This is a genomic window from Lysinibacillus agricola (genome assembly GCF_016638705.1).
GTDB classification, from domain to species: domain Bacteria; phylum Bacillota; class Bacilli; order Bacillales_A; family Planococcaceae; genus Lysinibacillus; species Lysinibacillus agricola.
The window spans coordinates 4,118,880-4,137,155 of record NZ_CP067341.1 but is presented as its reverse complement, the minus strand read 5'-3'; the positions used below and the strand labels follow the sequence as shown (position 1 = coordinate 4,137,155).

The window sequence follows — 18,276 nt, the reverse complement described above, 5'->3', positions numbered from 1 at the left end:
CTCGCCTCTGCTGGAATTAAAGGTGGTACCGCGAACTTAAACTCCTTCGTCCTTTTAGACGTTAGGAGTTTTTTTTATTTTCATTAAATCTTCTGGTAAATGTGCCTCAGCATGAGACATAAAAACAGAAGGATTGGTACTATCTCACACCGGTGAAATAAATAAATCAACAGGAGGAGTCAAAATGACAGAAAACATCTCAATGCCGACAAAATATGATCCGCTATCAATAGAAGCGGGTCGTTATGAATGGTGGTTGCAAGGAAAATTTTTCGAGGCACAGCCTACAAGTGAAAAGGAACCTTATTCAATCGTTATTCCACCACCGAATGTAACAGGTAGACTACATCTTGGTCATGCTTGGGATACAACATTACAAGATATTTTAACTCGTATGAAGCGCATGCAAGGTTATGATGCACTTTGGTTACCAGGAATGGACCATGCAGGTATTGCGACACAAGCAAAAGTAGAGGCCAAACTGCGTGAAGATAATATTACACGTTATGATTTAGGTCGTGAAAAATTCCTCGAAAAAACATGGGAATGGAAAGAAGAGTACGCTGGCCATATTCGTGATCAATGGGCGAAGCTTGGTCTTGGATTAGATTATTCTCGTGAGCGTTTCACACTTGATAAAGGTCTTTCCGATGCAGTTAAAACTGTTTTCGTTCAATTATATGAAAAGGGCTTAATCTATCGTGGTGAACGCATTATTAACTGGGACCCTGCTGCAAAAACAGCATTATCAGATATTGAAGTTATTTATAAAGATGTTCAAGGTGCATTCTATCACATGAAATACCCATTAGCTGATGGCTCAGGACATGTGGAAGTAGCTACAACACGTCCTGAAACAATGCTAGGTGACTCTGGGGTAGCCGTTCACCCGAAAGATGAGCGTTATCAACACTTAATCGGTAAAACAGTTATTTTACCAATCGTAGGTCGTGAAATTCCTATCGTAGCAGACGAGTACGTAGATATGGAATTTGGTACTGGGGTTGTAAAAATGACACCAGCACACGATCCGAACGACTTTGAAGTTGGTAACCGCCACAACCTAGAACGCATTCTTGTCATGAATGAAGATGGTACAATGAACGAGCTTGCTGGCAAGTATAACGGTATGGATCGCTTTGAATGCCGTAAACAAATTGTAGCTGATTTACAAGACGCAGGCGTGCTTATCCGTATTGAAGAACATACACATTCAGTAGGTCACTCTGAACGTTCTGGTGCTGTTGTAGAGCCATATCTTTCAGCACAATGGTTCGTAAAAATGCAACCACTCGCTGATGCTTCACTTACACTTCAAAAAGATGAAGAAGGAAAAGCAAACTTTGTACCATCGCGTTTTGAAAACACATATTCTCGCTGGATGGAAAATATCCGTGACTGGTGTATCTCTCGCCAATTATGGTGGGGTCATCAAATCCCAGCTTGGTATCACAATGAAACAGGTGAAATTTACGTAGGAAAAGAAGCACCAGCAGATGTAGAAAATTGGACGCAAGATGAAGACGTATTAGATACATGGTTCTCGTCAGCACTATGGCCATTTTCAACAATGGGTTGGCCAGATGAGACAAATGAAGAATATAAACGTTACTACCCAACAAGCACACTTGTAACTGGCTATGATATTATTTTCTTCTGGGTATCTCGAATGATTTTCCAAGGTCTTGAATTTACAGGTAAGCGCCCATTCAAAGATGTTTTAATTCACGGTTTAGTACGTGATGGTGAAGGACGCAAGATGAGTAAATCACTTGGCAATGGTGTAGACCCTATGGACGTTATTGATAAGTATGGTGCCGATTCATTACGTTATTTCTTAGCTACTGGATCATCACCAGGTCAAGATTTACGTTATACAACTGAAAAAGTAGAAGCAGTATGGAACTTTGCTAATAAGATTTGGAATGCCTCTCGTTTTGCTTTAATGAACATGGAAGGTATGACATATGATGAAATCGACTTAACTGGTGAAAAATCAGTTGCCGATAAATGGATTCTAACTCGCTTAAATGAAACAATTGAGCGTGTAACATCTCTTGCAGAGCGCTACGAATTTGGCGAAGTTGGCCGCGAGCTTTATAACTTCATTTGGGATGATTTCTGCTCTTGGTATATTGAAATGGCGAAATTACCGTTATATGGTGATGATGAAGCAGCTAAGAAAACGACTCGTTCTATTTTAGCTTACGTTTTAGATCAAACGATGCGTCTATTACATCCATTCATGCCATTCATTACGGAAGAAATCTGGCAGCACTTACCTCATGAAGGTGAATCAATCACAGTGGCTGCGTGGCCGACTGTACGTGAGGAGCTTCATTTTGCAGAGGAAGCAGACAACATGAAGCTCCTAATGGATATTATACGTTCAGTACGTAATATTCGTGCGGAAGTTAATACACCAATGAGCAAAAAAGTGCCGTTATATATTTCAGCGAAGGATGCCGCAACGGTTTCAGTACTTGAAGCAAATAAAGCATATTTAGAAAAATTCTGTAATCCAGAGTCGCTAACAATTGGAGAAGGCTTAGAGGCTCCTGGTCAGTCAATGACAGCAGTAGTAACTGGCGCTGAGCTATTCCTACCGCTAGTTGGACTTATTAACCTAGAAGAAGAAATTGCTCGTCTTGAAAAAGAATTAGAAAAATGGGCAAAAGAAGTGAAGCTTGTTACTGGTAAGCTATCGAATGAGAAATTCGTATCCAAAGCGCCAGAAGCATTAGTGAATGCAGAGCGTGAAAAATTAGCCGATTACGAAAGTAAACATGCGGTTGTATTAAAACGTTTAGAAGAACTGAAAAATATGTAAGCTTGAGACAGCGGATGGCAATAAAGTCATCCGCTGTTTTTTGTTTTATGCAACAAAAGATGTGTATTGTTTTAAGGGGAAATATATAGTGATTTTATTGGATGTGTTGATTTGATAATAGATGATTATATGCTTATAGATAGAAGGGTAAAAGCCTATTCGTGAAAATAGAGACTCCGAGAGTATAAAATATTTTGTGTAAATGAATAAGACGACAAAAAAGAAAGACCTTTTCTTGGTAGAATTAAGTCACCACAACCAATCCTAGAAAAGAGGTCTTCCCTATGAATCAGTTTACAACAGAAATTGTCGAAGCTCTAGTAAAAAAACAAGATATTACCGAAGTTTTTCGTACCCATTTAGAAACAGCGGTCAATACGCTACTCGCGACAGAACTAACGGCTTTTTTAGATTACGAAAAATATGATCGAATTGGCTTCAACTCTGGCAATTCACGCAATGGTTCGTATTCACGCACGTTACATACCGAATATGGTGATTTAAACATCCAGATTCCACGTGATCGCAACGGTGAGTTCAAGCAACAGACCGTCGTACCCTATAAACGCTCAAATGACACACTAGAATCAACGGTCATTCATCTCTTCCAAAAAGGAATTACAATGTCAGAAATCGCTGGTTTAATTGAAAAGATGTATGGCCATCATTACACACCGCAGACGATTTCTAACATGACAAAAGTGGTCACAGAACAGGTAGAAGCTTTTAATAAACGTCCCTTTAAACGCACGTTATGTCTGCGTTTACTTAGATGCGACATATATTCCAGTGCGTCGTGAAACAGTGTCAAAAAGAAGCTGTTTATATCGCTGTTGGTATTCGTGAAGATGGCTCAAAAGAAGTTCTGGCCTACACGATTGCACCAACTGAATCTGCGTACAACTGGCAGGAACTTCTCACAGAACTCAAGGAACGTGGTGTCGAAGAAGTTCTTCTGTTTATTTCTGATGGCTTAAAAGGCATGGTGGATGCAATTTCTACGGTCTTTCCGAAAGCACAGTACCAAACTTGTCTAGTACACGTGGCACGCAATATTTCACATAAGGTTCGTGTAGAAGATCGTCAAGAAATCTGTGATGACTTTAAAACAATTTACAAGGCGGCAAATAAAGAAGCAGGACAACTTGCGCTAAATGATTTCTGTTCGAAATGGCGAAAAAGCCTATCCTAAAGTCGTGAAATCTTTTGCAGGACAATGCCTATCTCCTGACGTTTTTATAGCTTTCCAAAAGCGATTTGGCGTAGTATTTATAGCACCAATCTGATTGAGTCATTTAATAAAAAAATCAAGAAATATACAAAACGCAAAGAGCAATTTCCAAATGAAGAATCACTAGAACGCTTCCTTGTTTCACAGTTCGAAGATTACAACCAAAACTTTGCGACACGTTGTCATATTGGTTTCAATCAGGCACGAGCAGAACTTGAAGCGATGTTTGAGTGACAAGAATAAGCAGGAGGAACACGCAGCGCGAGATTTTTGGTTTTTTTGGGAAGGGTTAACCCTTCCCAAAAACAAAAATCATTCCTTCGAACAAATCTATTTAAAATCAAAAAGTGATGATCTATAAGAAAAGGTTGGATTGTCATTTACACAAAAATATTGACAGTCCCGAGACTCCCTTGCCTGGTTATCATTAAATAGTATGAAATTTACTTAAAAACACACGAATTCTCACTTTATAAAGTGCTTTTCTGTGTGTTTTTTTAGCTTTCATTCAAAGTGTAATTAAACAAGAGTTTTTTTAGAAATATATGTGTATTGAGCGCTACTTGTACTAAAATAGAGATATTGTAGTAAAAGGGAGTGTTTCTTTTGTTTAAAACGATGAAAGAATGTACAGATTTTATTTTTACGTTAAAGGCAGTTGATCATAAACGTGCACCGCTCGTATTGATGCGAGAGGTACTAGCACTTCTAGATAACCCACAGGACAGGCTACGCGCTATTCATTTAGCAGGCTCAAATGGAAAGGGTTCAACAGTGAATGCGCTAAGAGAAATGTTACAACATGCTGGCTACAAAGTTGGCGCTTTTACTTCACCTCATTTAGAGCGTGTTAATGAACGAATGACTATTAATGGAGCTCAAATTTCTGATGCACAATTTTTACGTTATATGAACAAAGTTGCTGAGATTATTGAGACACATTATGAAGGTGATTTTCCAAGCTTTTTTGAAGTCGTCACACTTATTATGTTCCAATATTTGGCGGATGAAGAAGTGGATATTGCGCTGATTGAAACAGGACTTGGTGGACGTTTAGACGCTACGAATGTTATGACGCCACTTATTTCAATTATTACAACGATTTCACTAGAACATACAGCGTTTTTAGGAGACACTTTAGCAAAGGTAGCATTTGAGAAGGCGGGAATTATTAAGGAAAATGTACCCGTTGTAGTAGGTGTTAAAAGTGAAGAGGCACTCACGGTTATCCAGGAGGTAGCAAATGAACGCCATGCTCCCTGCTTTGTTTTAGGGAAGGATTTTACGGTTGAAAACATTATACAAGGTACTAATATACAGCACTTTAATTACCAAAAAGCAAATATGGAGATGGTAACTGTCCCATTAAAAATGGCTGGGCCACATCAAATAAATAATGCAAGTCTAGCGATTACGGCTATCCAAACATTAAGAGAGAATGGAACAATTAACATTTCAGATGAGTCAATTCGTCAAGCACTGGCAAATGCTCAGTGGGCAGGCCGTTTTGAGCAATTACCTAACAATATAGTATTAGATGGAGCGCATAATTCTGAAGGAGCTGCTGCACTTGTTCAAACACTTAAAACGGTATATCCGCACCAAAACTATCGATTTATATATGCCGCATTATCAGATAAAGATCATGCGAATAGTATTGCTTTAATGGATAGTATTGCTACATCAATAGCATTTACACAAATTGAGCTACCGAATGCTATGCCTGCTGACAAATTAGCTGCATTATCTACAAATACGAATAAAGCGTATAATGCGAATTGGCGTGAAATGGTTCAATCAATGCTACATCAAAGGAATGATGGGGATATTATAGTCATTACAGGCTCGTTGTATTTTATAGCTGAAATACGACAATGGCTACAGGGGGAACAACGATGATCCCAAATTTTAATAGCTATAAGGAAAAGTGGAATGTTCAGAGCGATGATGTTATTAAACCTGGCCTAACTGCGATTGAAGAAGCATTGGCACGAGTAGGTAACCCAGAGAATAAATTGCAAGTCGTGCATTTAGCAGGGACGAACGGTAAAGGCTCGACACTTACATTTCTAGAATCTATCGCCAAAGAACATGGCTTACGTGTTGGTAAATTTATGTCTCCTTGTATTTTGGACGTGCATGACCAAATTCAAGTAGAGGGTCAAGCTATTACAGAAGCGGAAATGAATCAAGTATTCCAACAAATACTTGCAGCTGGACTTAGTGGGAAACTAACAGATTTTGAACTATTAACTGTTGCAGCATTTTTACATTTTGTTGCTAGTAATGTAGATATTGCCCTTATTGAAGCAGGTATGGGGGGCTTACTTGATAGTACGAATGTAGTTACACCAATTGTATCAATCATACCGAGTATCGCATTAGAGCATACGAATTTTTTAGGAGGTACGATTGAAAGTATTGCCCACCATAAAGCCGGAATTATGAAGCCATATCGTCCAGTTATTATCGGTGATCTACCGTTAGAGGCAAAGAATATAGTCTATCAGGAAGCCTCAAAAAAACATTCAGCCGTTCTTGAGCTAAATCATCAATTTTATGTGGAGCAAGAGAATGATGGAGAGAGCTATGAGTATAATGACAATGGCTTCCGTATTACAAAGCTCACACGCACAATGAAGGGCGCACATCAGGCGGATAATATGGCGCTTGCTATTACAGCCTTTTTGGAAGTGGCGACCACGATAGAGTTACAAGTAAGTAAAGAGGCTATTCAAAAAGCTGTGAAAAACGCAACCATTTTAGGACGCTTTGAAGAAATTTTGCCTTTTATTATTTTAGATGGTGCTCATAATCCAGCGAGTGCTGAGAAATTAATAGAAACGATAAAGCATGAGTTCCCAGGAGAGCAGATTACTTTTGTAATTGGCATTCTTGCTGACAAGGCTGTCAAAGAGATTTTGCATCAATTTGAGCAGATAAGTGATTGTTTTTGTTTTGTTGATTTCAATAATCCTCGTGCGATGGCCGCTCAAAAAATGCTGGAGCTGTCTAACGCCTCTCGTAAAGCAGTTTTAGAAGATTATGTGCAATTTTTACAACAACAGTCAGAAAGTAAATCGAGGACTATTGTATCGGGATCGTTGTATTTATTAACGGAAGTACGTAGTAGATTCAAAAATAGTTAACATATAGTCGAGAAGGTAATATATTTACAGTAAAATCAGGTACTCATTATAAAAATGAGTCCTGATTTTTTTATGCCCTTTCTGTCGGCTTATGTGCAGCATCCTCAGTAATTGCAAGATATGCTCGTTTGGCAGCTTCCCTTCAACAGCAAGAAATTTCTAATTTGAGGTGAAATAAACCCTAATATGAATAAATCCATCTTTTACTATATATAAATTAAATTTTCGGTATTAAATTAGGATGGATAAAAAATGGTTAATCAACACACCTGTAATATTATTTCTATTTCCATTCTATTAACTCCTTTTCTCATTCAGCAAAATTGTTCTTTGATAGAGGTATAAAAGAGTAGAGTAATGAATGCACCTCTTTTTTGTTTAAAGTAAATCTTTCGTTACAAAAATATTTTATGTTGAAGTAAAACTTTGAAAAGAACTATTAAATCAAAATGTAGTAAATTCGCATTTACACAACCTTTTATACATATACTTATATCAAATTGTAGCAATCTCGTCTTTTTAAAATTTACTTTGATACGTTGGAGAATGAGGTGGACGAATGAAAATTGTTAGTCAGATGATGAAAAAACAAATATTTCGAGCGATGTTTATTGGGGGAATAGTTGGACTTTTTGGTGTAGCCATTTTTTTAGGTATTCTTCAAGCAAGCACTCAATTTTCTTTGAAAAATGATAGTAGCGGGGTAGCCAATAATAGTAGTAATAATAATACGGACACGGAAACAATTCCGACAGCGGGGGGAGCAACGAACGGGTCCATGTTTTTTGCAAGCCAAGCAGGGGTCTATTCAAATTATGAAAGTGCAAGCTCGTTTGTATCTGAACACCCTTCATTAAAAGAAAGTGCCATTGTCGAGGTTGATGGGAAATTTTATGTTTGGACAAGTATGGTAACAGAAGAAAGTCAGCTTGTCTTTTTAAAGGATCCTGCAACATTTAAAAAAGCATTTAGTTTGAGTGGTGACAGTTGTAAGGAGGCAACGATTGTAGAGCTTCCATCTGTGCTAGCTGACAAAAAAGCAACAAAATTAAATTTTAAGGATGATTCGAAAGATTCTACGCTGCCTGCTGATTGGCAATCTATTGGAACGGCAGCCTCTTCTATTTCAAACGATATCAACATCATTCGCTTACATGTTTTTGCCCATTACAAATCGAAAAATGCTTGTCTTCAAGTGAAATTTTAAACATAAAAGATAGTGAAATAAGCATTATCTTGATTTTTAGAAAATTTTCAAATCCCAAATTCTCCGTTATGATAACTAATAAGGAGGAATGGTCAGATAATGTTTAAAACAAATTACAAGCTAGTGCTTGCTTCTGCTTCACCACGGCGAAAGGAATTGCTTGCTATGCTATCACTTCCATTCGACATAACAACTAGTGAAGTAGAAGAGACAAGCGTCCAGGCAACTACAATGCAAGATTATGTAAAAGGTGTAGCTCTATTAAAAACACGTGATGTGGCAAAAAAAGCTCCAAATGCAACGATTATTGGAGCGGATACTATTGTTGTTTATGATGATGAATTACTTCATAAACCAAAAAATCGTGAGGAGGCAATTTCTCACTTATTACGCTTATCAGGCAAGCATCATGCGGTCATGACAGCTGTAGCCATTATTGAGCCTGACGGTAATGAAACTACATTTGTCGAAGAGACAACTGTTGTCTTTCATCATTTATCACGGGAGCTTATCGAAGCATATGTAGATTCGGGAGATCCATTTGATAAAGCAGGTGGTTATGGCATTCAAACGGCTGGAACCCTTTTAGTGAAACGAATTGAAGGAGACTATAACAATGTTGTCGGCTTACCACTTGCAGCGTTGTTTACGCAATTGGTAGCACTCAATATTATCCAATTTGCGAAGGAGTGAGGCTTTTTTGCTGAATGATGTTTTACCAAGAACGATGATACGAGACGTTAATATAGAGGATCGACCTCGTGAAAGACTACTGCGACAAGGAGCTATGAGTTTATCGAATCAGGAGCTACTGGCTATTTTACTAAGGACAGGCACTAAGGAAGAGTCTGTTCTTGTACTTGCAAATCGCGTACTAAGTGTTTTTGAACGTTTACATCATTTGAAACATGCAACAATTGAAGAAATGGTTGCTATTAGAGGGATTGGAGAGGTTAAAGCCATTCAAATATTAGCTGCAATTGAACTCGGTAGACGTCTCGCACAGAAACAAAGCGATGAAAAATATACGATTCGTTCACCGCAAGATGCCGCTGCCTATTTAATGCCTGATATGACCTCACTGAGCCAGGAACATTTCGTAGTTCTTTTTTTAAACGTTAAAAATCAAATTATTCATAGGCAGACGATTTTTATAGGCAGTCTAAATGCTTCGATTGTTCATCTATAAAATAAAAAAGAAGAAAAGCCAGTGGTTTCAGGCGTTAGATATGCGTTGTGATTTCATTTAGTGACCAAAAAGTGACCAATGTTATAAAATATTATCAAATTTTGAAACTTCTTTTAATTTATCTTCATTGGTTAAGTGACTGTAAGTTTGAATTGTTTGACGAATGTCCGAGTGACCAAGCTGCTCTTGAATCACCTTAAAGTTCGAGTTTTTAGCAACCATAAAACTAGCAAATGAATGTCTTAGTCCATGAAAATTGATGTAAGTAAAATTATTACGTTCTAACAACTTCCTCCATTCGTTTGTAATGCTATTTAAATGATTTGGATAACCATAAGGATTTGTATATATTAAATCAATAGGTTCACCATTCTCATCTAGAGCCGGTTCCCATGCATTACCACATCGTTCTTTTAAGTGTCTGTGTTCTTCAGCAAATTCTTTGATTTCGTCCATAAATTTAGATGGAACCATAACTGTTCTAGCTTGTCCGTTTTTGGGAGGTCCTAATAGAAACTTTTTATCTTCTTGGTCGTAATGCAATTGAGCATCAATTAAAATCGTATTATTTTTAAAGTCTATACAATGGTGGCGTATTCCTAAGATTTCAGAACGTCTTAGTCCGAGTACAGCCGCCATTTTAATTGCTATTTTTTGTTTCAACTTTACTTTATCTAATATTTTGAATAAGTTGATTAGTTCTTCTTCTGTATAGTAATATTTTTCACGATTTCGTTTAGCGTCATTAGGCTCTTTAATAGCAGCCATCGGATCATCATCTTTGTGTATCATTTTCCAGGCGACGGCTTTAGTAAAAATGCTTTTTAGTATGAGATATTTCCCCTTAAAATTTTTTCTACCTTCAGCTTTCTCATGAGCAAAAAATTCCTCGATATGAATAGTTTTAATCTTATTTAATTTCATATTTTTAAAATAAGGAATGATGAAATTGTTTACGGTATTACTATAAGTTTGATATGTGCGTATACGTAAATTTTTCTTCACATGTAATTCCATCCATTTATCTGTAATAAATGCCTCAAATGTAATGTTATCTAAACTAACGTTTTTATTTGATGTTGCTACCTCTAATTCATATTCTTTAATCGCTTTTTTGATTGCGCGATCGGACAAGCTTTTCATGCGAACAGTTTTCGTATATCGAATTCGCTTGCCTCTTTCATCGTATCCTTCTTCTACAGTGACTTTTATACGATCTTCTCCTTTTTTTGTAGGTTCCAAAATCTCGTAGCTAGCCATGTGCATTCCTCCTTAAATTGTAAGAAAGAGTAGCCAAAAAGCTACTCTTTTTTTGTTTTAGAAAACGTTTGGCCAAACGTCTAAATCCTATTGATTTTACTTTTCTTTCTTAACTTGTTTCGCGCCTTTGTGAAGCTAATAGTGTTCTTGCTTTTTTCTCAGCTTCCAACTCTTTGCGATAACTTTCTACTTCCGCATCGATCTCATCCTCAATGGTAGTAGCAGCTGTTTCAGTGTGCTTACTGTATATCTTTCCAAACAGCCCTATAAGTTCATTACGTGTGGTAGTAGGTAACTCCATATAGCCACTCATAATATCAATCTCTAATTCCGAAAGATTGAATTTTTTTGCCTTTTCATCTAATGAGAAAGTTTCATCCTTTACAAACATCTCACCTTCACCAGTGCGTAGCCAGTGCTCGTTAATGTTGAAAGCGGATGTAATAAGCTTTATATGTTGTTCGGTAACGTTTCGAACACCTTTTTCAACATTAGAAATACTGGATTTTGTAAGTCCAATTGAATCTCCGAATTCTTCCTGACTTAATTTGAGAATTTTGCGTAATTCCTTAATACGGTCTTTTTGTTCATTCATATCATCACCTCCTTGCAGTGAATATAACACAAAAAGTTCTGTATGAAAACTTTTTATTTCGAAACCGTTGACAAAGTTTTCAATGAATACTATTATGTATTCATACAGAACTTTTGTATTTCAATTAAAAAGTAATCTCATTTGAAAGTGGTGAGTCGAGTGGATGTAATATATGACATCAAAGATGAAACGGTTTTTGACGATTTAGCAACTAAATTGAAAGATATGACTGAGCAAGAGCAACAGGCTTTCATGATGTTGCTTCAGGGGTATCAAGCGGGTATCCGAGTTGGTTTGAGTATTGCGAAAGGGCAAGAGGAAGAACCAGCATAATTTATTGGAAAGAGGGATCTTAATGAGAAGAGTAAGGACAATAGATAAATTATTAGAATATCTAGATTCTGTTGAATGTCCGATTGGAAAATCTACTATCAGTAAATTAATTAAAGAAGAAAAGATTCCGCATATCAGAATTGCCGATAGAATTTTAATTTTTGATTTAGATGATATTGACGAATGGTTAGGAGGAACAATGCAAGAATACAAAGCAAATTGAATCATCAACATGCAGTAAGTTAGACGTTTGCGAGGTACAAAGCTCGCTCACGTCAAGCAGTTTGTAAAAGGTTGGTTAACCTTATCCTCTAAAGATTAACATTTACAAGCTGCTTGATGTGAAGGTCATCTTCATACATAACTAATCAAAGTGCTGTGATACCGAGCCAATGACGGTATAGTCGTAACTTATAGCTTATATGACGGTAGCAACGTCAAATAAAATTTTTAGGAAGGTGAGAAATATGCCGCGAGAACCAGTGAAAGAGTATTTGCTTAAAAAGTATCCGCTAAATGTAAACAACATAGAAGAAGCTTACAATAGCAATTTATTTTGGGAGAACTGTGATTTTGAAAAAGCACAGGAAATTTCAAACAAAATAATTGAGCTTTTAAAAGCAGAAGACATGACGTACACAGATGCATACGCCATGTTAGGTTATATTCGATTAGACCTTGAATATCGAGCTAATCGATTACGTCTGTAACATCGATAAACGACACAACATTGATTTGTTGATTTTCTAGGTTAATGAATGGAAGTTTTAATTTACCATCTAGCGTTCGAGCGTTTAGCAGATATGGGTAGATAGGGGATTCATCAACTTTAATGTCTGCTAAATCTACTAATTCAAAGATGGTTTTAAATAGTAAATCGAGGGTTGAAATTTTTTTGAATGGATTTGTATAAAACGTACCCTTATTGGTTTGAGCGTTATACGTTTCTATGATTTTTTTGAAGATGATAGTAGCATTTATTCCATCTGAATAAAAGCGAGTATAGTCAACGTCTCCATCACCCTCAATAAAAAACTGTATTGGATAGTTATCTTTGAAATTTACGAAATCTCCATACCAATAAGAACCGTTTAATTCGATAACGAGTTTTAATTTCCGATTATAAAAACTAAAAAAATCTGAATTACTTAATCTTTTTAATAAGAAATCAGCAGCTTGTAATTGTTGAATTGTATACATTCGAATCACCTCCTTTAGGTGATTATAGCAAATTTTAGTAGATTTTTGGGAGGAAAGGGAGGAATGAGGATTTGATTGAACAGCTACAGCAAGCATATGAACAAGGTCTGAAAAATCTAGTGTTCGTGAATTTTTCAAGTAAATCTGTTATTGGAGGTGATGGGATGAAAGAAAAGGATTTATCAGAATTGGAACTGTCAAAAGAAATAGCATGTTGCGAGGATATAACAACAGCAATTAATTGGTATTTACGTGATGGTGATTATGATTCGGTGAGGGCTTGTATAGCAGCCTTAGAAAAAAGTGTTTCTAAAATCGAGCACTTAGAAAATCAGATAAAAGCAAAACGCCGTAACAATTTATATGAGATGGCTAGTCAATTATGCAAACAAGGTAAATCAGCGAAAGTAGTGAAATTTAATGCAAATTCAAGTTTATGACATAAAAAAACTGCTTAATCGTTGTAGCGATTAAACAGCACGGTCTAAAACGTCAGATTTAGATTAATCCGATTATAACAAGAAGCGGATATAGTGTCTAGCAATTCAAAGATGGACAAGCCATCAAAATCAATAAGGGGGTATATTACGTTGAAAAGACCACGCAATTTAACAAGACAGGAAAAAGAATATATAGCTAGTTTCCGATTAAATCCTTTTAACTGGCTTATAAGTAAAAAGTTAACGGATAGTTGGTTAATTGTGCATCGTGAAACTGGACGACCACGTACGATTCCAGCGCCATAAAAAACAAAAAAGCCTTTGTGAGCAATCGCAAGGGCTTTGATTTTAGAAAATAAAAAAAGCCGTATAAACTCTGGACAGTTAACACGGCTCGTTTGACTATTGCTAGTATAGCAACCTTCATGGCAAACAGTCAATTAGCGTCCTTGTAATGGATATTAGATTTACGACCATAATCCACAAGGATACTAGATTATTAACACATTGGGAGAGAGTAGCCATGAAGGATAAACAGCGTAAGGTTAGACACGTTTTAGCGTCATATGAAGAAACATTTGGTGAGTCAGAATTAATGAAAATGCATGAAGATAGCTTACTGGATAGAGCTATTGCGGGGTATCGTGTGAAAAGTATTTGGAGCGGACCTGTTCTAGAGGTAGAAGCTTACCCGTATTGGACAGTACCGCAAGGGAAACGTGTAAAGAGGGATAAAAACAGCAGCAAGGCACAAACAAAGCTGAATGAAAAAAATAGACAAAAACATGTAGCGAGATTGATAAATGTGAACTTTAGAAACCATCACGATTTATACATGACACATACGTATGATGACCACAATGTGCCAGAAGACCATGCGCAAGCTAAAAAGGATATGCAGAACTACGTCAGACGTTTGAAGAATTGGCTAAAGAAACAAGAGAAATATGCTGATTTCGAGTTGAAATATATTTATACAACAGAACATACGCGTAACGGTGAGAAGGTGCGTGCACATCATCATATGGTGACTAACTTTCCTGATAGAGAAGCGGCTGAATTGCTGTGGAATAAAGGGAGGGCGGGTTCGGAACGTTTAGATTCAAGAGGTGAGAGTTTCAGGCCGTTAGGTAATTACTTGGTTAAAGAGAGAGGACCAAAAACGATGAAGAGCTATACACCTAGTCGTAATCTCAAAAAACCTAAAGTAACCGTGTCGGACACGAAGTTGACGCGTAGACGTGCTACTAAAATCGCAACGGAAGAAATTAATGCGCAAGAGATCTTTGAAAAAATGTATAAAAACTATCAGTTCAAACAAATGAATGTGTCATTTTCGGATTACGTAAGTGGCGCGTATATTCAGGTGGAAATGATGCAGATAGATACAATGGAAACATTAGTAGAAAAGAAAAGGAGATTGGATATATGAAAACTATCAGCATAATCAACCTAAAAGGCGGGGTGGCTAAAACCATATCTGCTATCAATATTGCCTACACATTAGTAAAAGTGCATGGAAAAAGGGTACTGCTCATTGATAACGATAAACAGGGGAATACCTCTAAATTTTTCGGTTTGCATAGCTATGAGGATAAAAGTTTAGCAGATCTGCTGACAGATAGAGATTGCAGCATAGAGAGTGTTATTAAACCTACAGCATACGAAGGGTTAAACATTATTCCTGCAAATATGAATCTGTTACGTGCTAATAAAGAGATATTACTAGACGTTTCGCGCCCGCAGCAAACACGACTACGGAAAGCATTATCACAGATAACTAATGAATACGATTATTGCATTATCGATAATGCGCCAGACATTAACATGACGGTTATTAATGCTCTTGTTGCTTCTGACGATGTATTGGTGCCAATTAAGGTGGATAAGTTTGCATTTGATGGTTTAGAGCTACTGGTGGAGCAAATAGCAGATGTTAAAGAATTTAATGACAACATCATATTCAAAGGATGCTTCATTACGATGTTCCAAAAAAATGGTGTAAATGTACAAGGATGCGAATATTTGTTTTCATCCACAAGTTATCCACTTTTCCACACTGTAGTAAGAAAAACAGTGAAAGTTGATGAAACGACATTCGTCGGCAAACCGCTATTAGATTACAAGAAGTCAACTGCTGGACAAGACTATGAAAAATTGGTCGAAGAATACCTACAAATGTGTTAGTTTCGGACACAAAAAAGGGGGTACGGACACATGAAATTCAATCTAAATCAGCTGATGAATGATAAATCTAAAGAAGCGGTAGAAAAGGAAGGGCTTGCTTTCAAAATAGAACACATTCCGATTGAGCGGTTACGACCGTCAGAAAAGAATAAATACACTGTTGAAGATGTAGCGGAGCTAAAATCCAGTATTGAATTAATGGGGCTTCAACAAAACTTATTAGTTCGTGAGCAAGAAAACGGTTTTGAGGTTATAAGTGGACATAGACGATTGAAAGCCATGCAAGAACTGTTTGTGGAGGGAAATGAGCAGTTTAAAAAGATACCATGCAAGGTTATGAAGTCGGTAGACGACATTCAAGCTGAATTGCAACTTATCCTAGCAAACTCGACAGCTAGGGAGTTAACAGATGCTGAAAAAACGTATCAAGCGGCTCGACTACAGGAGCTACTAACGGATTTAAAGAAAAGTGGGTTTCCTATATCAGGGCGAAGACGAGAAATAGTCGCGCAGCTTATGAAGGTATCACCTACACAAGTTGCACGTATGGAAAGCATAAATAAAAAGTTGATTCCTGAGTTAAAAGAGGAGTTTGACAAGGAAAACATCAATATTACAACTGCTTATGAAACGTCGAGGTTGCCGGAAGAACAGCAACAAGAAGTTGTCAGAGAATACAAGGAAGGCAATGCGCTAACGCCATCTGTTGCAAAAGAGAAGCGACAGGAAGTCATTGAATCGGAGCAAAAAGAAAAACCGATGACGCACGAATTAGACAGCTATCCAGATGAATTTGAAGCGGTAATAAAAGGCTTGAAAACATTTGTATGTGGTTTTAATAATCAGAACTTTCGAGTTGGTGACAAGTTGAAAATAAATGAATTTGACGATGACAAAATATTGCACACAGGCAGGTTTGTAGAAGTAAGAGTCATTTACTTACAAGAAGGCGGAGAAAACGGCATTCCAGAAGATTATGTCATTATGAGCATTAAAAAAATTAGATAACAATAGGCGGCTCATACATTGGGCCGCGCTTGTAGAAAGGGTTGAAAGCATTGAGGAAAACATACAGCAGAAGTCACGCAAATAGAGGCGCGAAGTTAGAAATGTTAGTAGAAATGACAAATAACCAATATCGAAATGCTTGGTTAGCGGATATTAGAAAAGTACCTACGCCAGTAAAAATTTTAAATACTGAAGGAAATAAAGTAACGGGACACCTTGATACACCGACGTGGGTTGACTATAGCGGAATTTACGAGGGTCATTCAATCATTTTTGATGCGAAAGAAACCAAAGTTAAACGATTCCCATTGAAAAATATCTCGCCGCATCAATATCAGTTGTTGAAATCATGGAATAAGCATGGAGCAATTGCATTTTTGTTAGTGGCTTTTTGGTTGGAAGGTAAAAATGAGCCGGAAATTTATGTGTTGCGTTTTGAGCAGTTAGAAGCGGCATATGAAAACCAAAATGCTGGACGGGGTTCTAAATCTATATCGCTCGATTTCTTTAGAGATAATTGTGAACCTGCGAAATCGAGAAACGGCATTCCTGTTGATTATTTAGCAGCGCTCAATTTAGACCAATCGAAAAAGTTGGTACAGAAATAAGGTGCAAGGGGCGTGTTGGGGATGTCCTTAGTTCAACAGTTAAATATCTTTGATTGTGATACTAACATTCAACAAAATGATTGGATATTTCAACGGTTAGAAGCTTTACAGATTGAGAGGACATTAAATGTAGGAGAACTGAAAATTAGCAGAACTGAAAGATTCTATGTCGTAGAAAAAGAAGCGGAATTTGAAGAGGTCTTTAGGAATATCGAACGTTGCTATGAATTTATAAACCAAAATTTATTACATTAAAAACTACTTTGTAAAGGGGTGAATTGTGATGGCGGAAAATTATTGGAGTGCTAAACATGGTGGTTATATCAAGTGTCTTGTTGAAGGGTGCAACCATGTAGGGATTATTATCACTACAGCGCACTGTCGATTAGAGCATGGAATGACACAGGAAGAAGTGCGAAAGAAATATGGTCTTCCAACGAATGTGTCGAAACTTAATCGGAAGCAGATTGAAAGTTTAAGGGAAGGAGCGGACAAATAATGACAACTGTTAAAACAATAGATTGGAGTAGATTAAACGGTAAAGTATTGAAAATTTATGTAACAGAGCCAAACGAGGCTGTAATCGGAATAGATGAAGAAACAGGGAAGTCTTATATGTTACGTCAAGAAAAGCCAGTGTTTTTTCTGCCAGGAACACTGACATTACATTCGAAAAAACGTAGCTGGTTCGGGAGGGGAATCGCTAATGATAGACATTAAAAATAAACGAATGGTTACAACACGAAAAGCTCATACGTGTTTTGGCTGTATAGAGGAAATCGAAAAAGGTGAAAGTGTGGTATATGTTGCGGCTAAAGAAGATGAACAACGCATGAATTTTCATTTGCATGAGGAATGTAACAAAACAATCGTAAAGGATTATTGGTTTTCAGGAAGCGGTCTATATTATGGCTGTATCAAAGATGCGAAGAAATCATTAGAAGACATAAACAACATTAAATTCACTCTTGATGAAGCATTGCCTTTCTCTATGATGAATCTTTGCAACCGATCGGAGGCGTAGGGTATTGAGATTTAA

The 18,276-nt window shown here is 37.0% G+C and carries 21 protein-coding genes, 2 pseudogenes and 1 other annotated feature (1 of these 24 cut by a window edge); of the genes and pseudogenes, 20 read left to right on the top strand and 3 right to left on the bottom strand.

Going from position 1 to position 18,276, the window contains the following annotated elements; all coding sequences use genetic code 11:
* Positions 1 to 57, top strand: a binding site (T-box leader) (it extends 232 nt beyond the left edge of the window).
* A gap of 127 nt (positions 58 to 184) precedes the next feature.
* The 7 genes and pseudogenes from FJQ98_RS20680 to radC form a co-directional block, all read left to right on the top strand.
* Entirely contained in the window at positions 185 to 2,830 is a 2,646-nt protein-coding gene (locus FJQ98_RS20680) for a valine--tRNA ligase (protein WP_053596751.1), read from the top strand.
* 284 nt (positions 2,831 to 3,114) lie between these two features.
* Positions 3,115 to 4,295: pseudogene (locus FJQ98_RS20675) on the top strand (IS256 family transposase).
* A gap of 372 nt (positions 4,296 to 4,667) precedes the next feature.
* Complete coding sequence (locus FJQ98_RS20670; protein ID WP_053596085.1) at positions 4,668 to 5,960, top strand: bifunctional folylpolyglutamate synthase/dihydrofolate synthase; 1,293 nt, start codon at positions 4,668 to 4,670, stop codon at positions 5,958 to 5,960.
* The gene (locus tag FJQ98_RS20665; protein WP_053596086.1) at positions 5,957 to 7,210 is read left to right on the top strand and encodes a bifunctional folylpolyglutamate synthase/dihydrofolate synthase; all 1,254 of its coding nucleotides are present in this window, start codon (positions 5,957 to 5,959) and stop codon (positions 7,208 to 7,210) included. Before FJQ98_RS20670 ends, FJQ98_RS20665 begins: the two co-directional genes overlap by 4 nt.
* 559 nt (positions 7,211 to 7,769) lie before the next feature.
* The gene (locus FJQ98_RS20660; RefSeq protein WP_053596087.1) at positions 7,770 to 8,417 is read left to right on the top strand and encodes a hypothetical protein; all 648 of its coding nucleotides are present in this window, start codon (positions 7,770 to 7,772) and stop codon (positions 8,415 to 8,417) included.
* Positions 8,418 to 8,516: 99 nt separating this feature from the next.
* The gene (locus FJQ98_RS20655; protein WP_053596088.1) at positions 8,517 to 9,110 is read left to right on the top strand and encodes a Maf family protein; all 594 of its coding nucleotides are present in this window, start codon (positions 8,517 to 8,519) and stop codon (positions 9,108 to 9,110) included.
* A 34-nt stretch (positions 9,111 to 9,144) separates the two neighbouring features.
* Positions 9,145 to 9,600, top strand: a pseudogene (gene radC, locus FJQ98_RS20650) (RadC family protein); the annotation flags it as partial.
* Positions 9,601 to 9,687: 87 nt separating this feature from the next.
* Here the strand turns inward: radC and FJQ98_RS20645 are convergent.
* Positions 9,688 to 10,866, bottom strand: a complete 1,179-nt coding sequence (locus FJQ98_RS20645) for a tyrosine-type recombinase/integrase (RefSeq protein ID WP_053596089.1) — start codon at positions 10,864 to 10,866, stop codon at positions 9,688 to 9,690.
* Positions 10,867 to 10,975: 109 nt separating this feature from the next.
* Positions 10,976 to 11,461, bottom strand: a complete 486-nt coding sequence (locus tag FJQ98_RS20640; protein ID WP_053596090.1) for a helix-turn-helix domain-containing protein — start codon at positions 11,459 to 11,461, stop codon at positions 10,976 to 10,978.
* A gap of 159 nt (positions 11,462 to 11,620) precedes the next feature.
* Here FJQ98_RS20640 and FJQ98_RS20635 point away from each other — a divergent pair, with 159 nt between their 5' ends.
* The 3 genes from FJQ98_RS20635 to FJQ98_RS20625 all read left to right on the top strand — a co-directional run bounded on the left by FJQ98_RS20635 (position 11,621) and on the right by FJQ98_RS20625 (position 12,504).
* Entirely contained in the window at positions 11,621 to 11,794 is a 174-nt protein-coding gene (locus tag FJQ98_RS20635; RefSeq protein WP_158003075.1) for a hypothetical protein, read from the top strand.
* Positions 11,795 to 11,816: 22 nt separating this feature from the next.
* Entirely contained in the window at positions 11,817 to 12,017 is a 201-nt protein-coding gene (locus FJQ98_RS20630) for a helix-turn-helix transcriptional regulator (protein ID WP_053596091.1), read from the top strand.
* 244 nt (positions 12,018 to 12,261) lie between these two features.
* Complete coding sequence (locus FJQ98_RS20625; protein ID WP_053596092.1) at positions 12,262 to 12,504, top strand: hypothetical protein; 243 nt, start codon at positions 12,262 to 12,264, stop codon at positions 12,502 to 12,504.
* On the opposite strand, the gene FJQ98_RS20620 is transcribed toward FJQ98_RS20625, so the two are convergent.
* Positions 12,485 to 12,994, bottom strand: a complete 510-nt coding sequence (locus FJQ98_RS20620; RefSeq protein ID WP_053596093.1) for a hypothetical protein — start codon at positions 12,992 to 12,994, stop codon at positions 12,485 to 12,487. The genes FJQ98_RS20625 and FJQ98_RS20620 overlap by 20 nt on opposite strands.
* A gap of 71 nt (positions 12,995 to 13,065) precedes the next feature.
* Here FJQ98_RS20620 and FJQ98_RS20615 point away from each other — a divergent pair, with 71 nt between their 5' ends.
* From FJQ98_RS20615 to FJQ98_RS20570, 10 genes are all read left to right on the top strand, one after another.
* Entirely contained in the window at positions 13,066 to 13,434 is a 369-nt protein-coding gene (locus tag FJQ98_RS20615; protein ID WP_053596094.1) for a hypothetical protein, read from the top strand.
* 150 nt (positions 13,435 to 13,584) lie between these two features.
* The gene (locus FJQ98_RS27025; protein ID WP_241774608.1) at positions 13,585 to 13,740 is read left to right on the top strand and encodes a DUF6906 family protein; all 156 of its coding nucleotides are present in this window, start codon (positions 13,585 to 13,587) and stop codon (positions 13,738 to 13,740) included.
* A gap of 217 nt (positions 13,741 to 13,957) precedes the next feature.
* A complete protein-coding gene (locus FJQ98_RS20605; protein WP_053596095.1) occupies positions 13,958 to 14,866 on the top strand; it encodes a rolling circle replication-associated protein in 909 nt (302 codons plus the stop codon).
* Positions 14,867 to 14,898: 32 nt separating this feature from the next.
* Positions 14,899 to 15,621, top strand: coding sequence for a ParA family protein (locus tag FJQ98_RS20600; protein ID WP_241774609.1), 723 nt, complete (start codon positions 14,899 to 14,901; stop codon positions 15,619 to 15,621).
* Positions 15,622 to 15,651: 30 nt separating this feature from the next.
* Positions 15,652 to 16,629, top strand: a complete 978-nt coding sequence (locus FJQ98_RS20595) for a ParB/RepB/Spo0J family partition protein (protein WP_053596097.1) — start codon at positions 15,652 to 15,654, stop codon at positions 16,627 to 16,629.
* Positions 16,630 to 16,670: 41 nt separating this feature from the next.
* Positions 16,671 to 17,237: a Holliday junction resolvase RecU gene (locus tag FJQ98_RS20590; RefSeq protein ID WP_343069225.1), complete on the top strand. Its 567-nt coding sequence runs from the start codon at positions 16,671 to 16,673 to the stop codon at positions 17,235 to 17,237.
* Positions 17,238 to 17,258: 21 nt separating this feature from the next.
* On the top strand, positions 17,259 to 17,492 hold the full coding sequence (locus FJQ98_RS20585; RefSeq protein ID WP_053596099.1) for a hypothetical protein: 234 nt from the start codon (positions 17,259 to 17,261) through the stop codon (positions 17,490 to 17,492).
* Between the two features lie 28 nt (positions 17,493 to 17,520).
* Positions 17,521 to 17,736, top strand: coding sequence for a hypothetical protein (locus tag FJQ98_RS20580; protein ID WP_053596100.1), 216 nt, complete (start codon positions 17,521 to 17,523; stop codon positions 17,734 to 17,736).
* Positions 17,736 to 17,957: a hypothetical protein gene (locus tag FJQ98_RS20575; protein ID WP_053596101.1), complete on the top strand. Its 222-nt coding sequence runs from the start codon at positions 17,736 to 17,738 to the stop codon at positions 17,955 to 17,957. The genes FJQ98_RS20580 and FJQ98_RS20575 overlap by 1 nt, the downstream gene beginning before the upstream one ends.
* Positions 17,944 to 18,261 carry a hypothetical protein gene (locus FJQ98_RS20570; protein WP_053596102.1) on the top strand — a complete coding sequence of 106 codons (318 nt, stop codon included), beginning with the start codon at positions 17,944 to 17,946 and terminating at the stop codon, positions 18,259 to 18,261. The genes FJQ98_RS20575 and FJQ98_RS20570 overlap by 14 nt, the downstream gene beginning before the upstream one ends.
* The last annotated feature ends 15 nt before the right edge of the window (positions 18,262 to 18,276 follow it).

What these genes read in the sequence shown, in the direction of transcription:
- FJQ98_RS20680 (WP_053596751.1), top strand. Translation starts at nt 185, where the DNA reads ATGACAGAAAACATCTCAATGCCGACAAAATATGATCCGCTATCAATA.
- FJQ98_RS20665 (WP_053596086.1), top strand. Translation starts at nt 5,957, where the DNA reads ATGATCCCAAATTTTAATAGCTATAAGGAAAAGTGGAATGTTCAGAGC.
- FJQ98_RS20660 (WP_053596087.1), top strand. Translation starts at nt 7,770, where the DNA reads ATGAAAATTGTTAGTCAGATGATGAAAAAACAAATATTTCGAGCGATG.
- FJQ98_RS20655 (WP_053596088.1), top strand. Translation starts at nt 8,517, where the DNA reads ATGTTTAAAACAAATTACAAGCTAGTGCTTGCTTCTGCTTCACCACGG.
- FJQ98_RS20645 (WP_053596089.1), bottom strand. Translation starts at nt 10,866, where the DNA reads ATGGCTAGCTACGAGATTTTGGAACCTACAAAAAAAGGAGAAGATCGT.
- FJQ98_RS20640 (WP_053596090.1), bottom strand. Translation starts at nt 11,461, where the DNA reads ATGAATGAACAAAAAGACCGTATTAAGGAATTACGCAAAATTCTCAAA.
- FJQ98_RS20630 (WP_053596091.1), top strand. Translation starts at nt 11,817, where the DNA reads ATGAGAAGAGTAAGGACAATAGATAAATTATTAGAATATCTAGATTCT.
- FJQ98_RS20625 (WP_053596092.1), top strand. Translation starts at nt 12,262, where the DNA reads ATGCCGCGAGAACCAGTGAAAGAGTATTTGCTTAAAAAGTATCCGCTA.
- FJQ98_RS20620 (WP_053596093.1), bottom strand. Translation starts at nt 12,994, where the DNA reads ATGTATACAATTCAACAATTACAAGCTGCTGATTTCTTATTAAAAAGA.
- FJQ98_RS20605 (WP_053596095.1), top strand. Translation starts at nt 13,958, where the DNA reads ATGAAGGATAAACAGCGTAAGGTTAGACACGTTTTAGCGTCATATGAA.
- FJQ98_RS20595 (WP_053596097.1), top strand. Translation starts at nt 15,652, where the DNA reads ATGAAATTCAATCTAAATCAGCTGATGAATGATAAATCTAAAGAAGCG.
- FJQ98_RS20585 (WP_053596099.1), top strand. Translation starts at nt 17,259, where the DNA reads ATGTCCTTAGTTCAACAGTTAAATATCTTTGATTGTGATACTAACATT.
- FJQ98_RS20580 (WP_053596100.1), top strand. Translation starts at nt 17,521, where the DNA reads ATGGCGGAAAATTATTGGAGTGCTAAACATGGTGGTTATATCAAGTGT.
- FJQ98_RS20575 (WP_053596101.1), top strand. Translation starts at nt 17,736, where the DNA reads ATGACAACTGTTAAAACAATAGATTGGAGTAGATTAAACGGTAAAGTA.
- FJQ98_RS20570 (WP_053596102.1), top strand. Translation starts at nt 17,944, where the DNA reads ATGATAGACATTAAAAATAAACGAATGGTTACAACACGAAAAGCTCAT.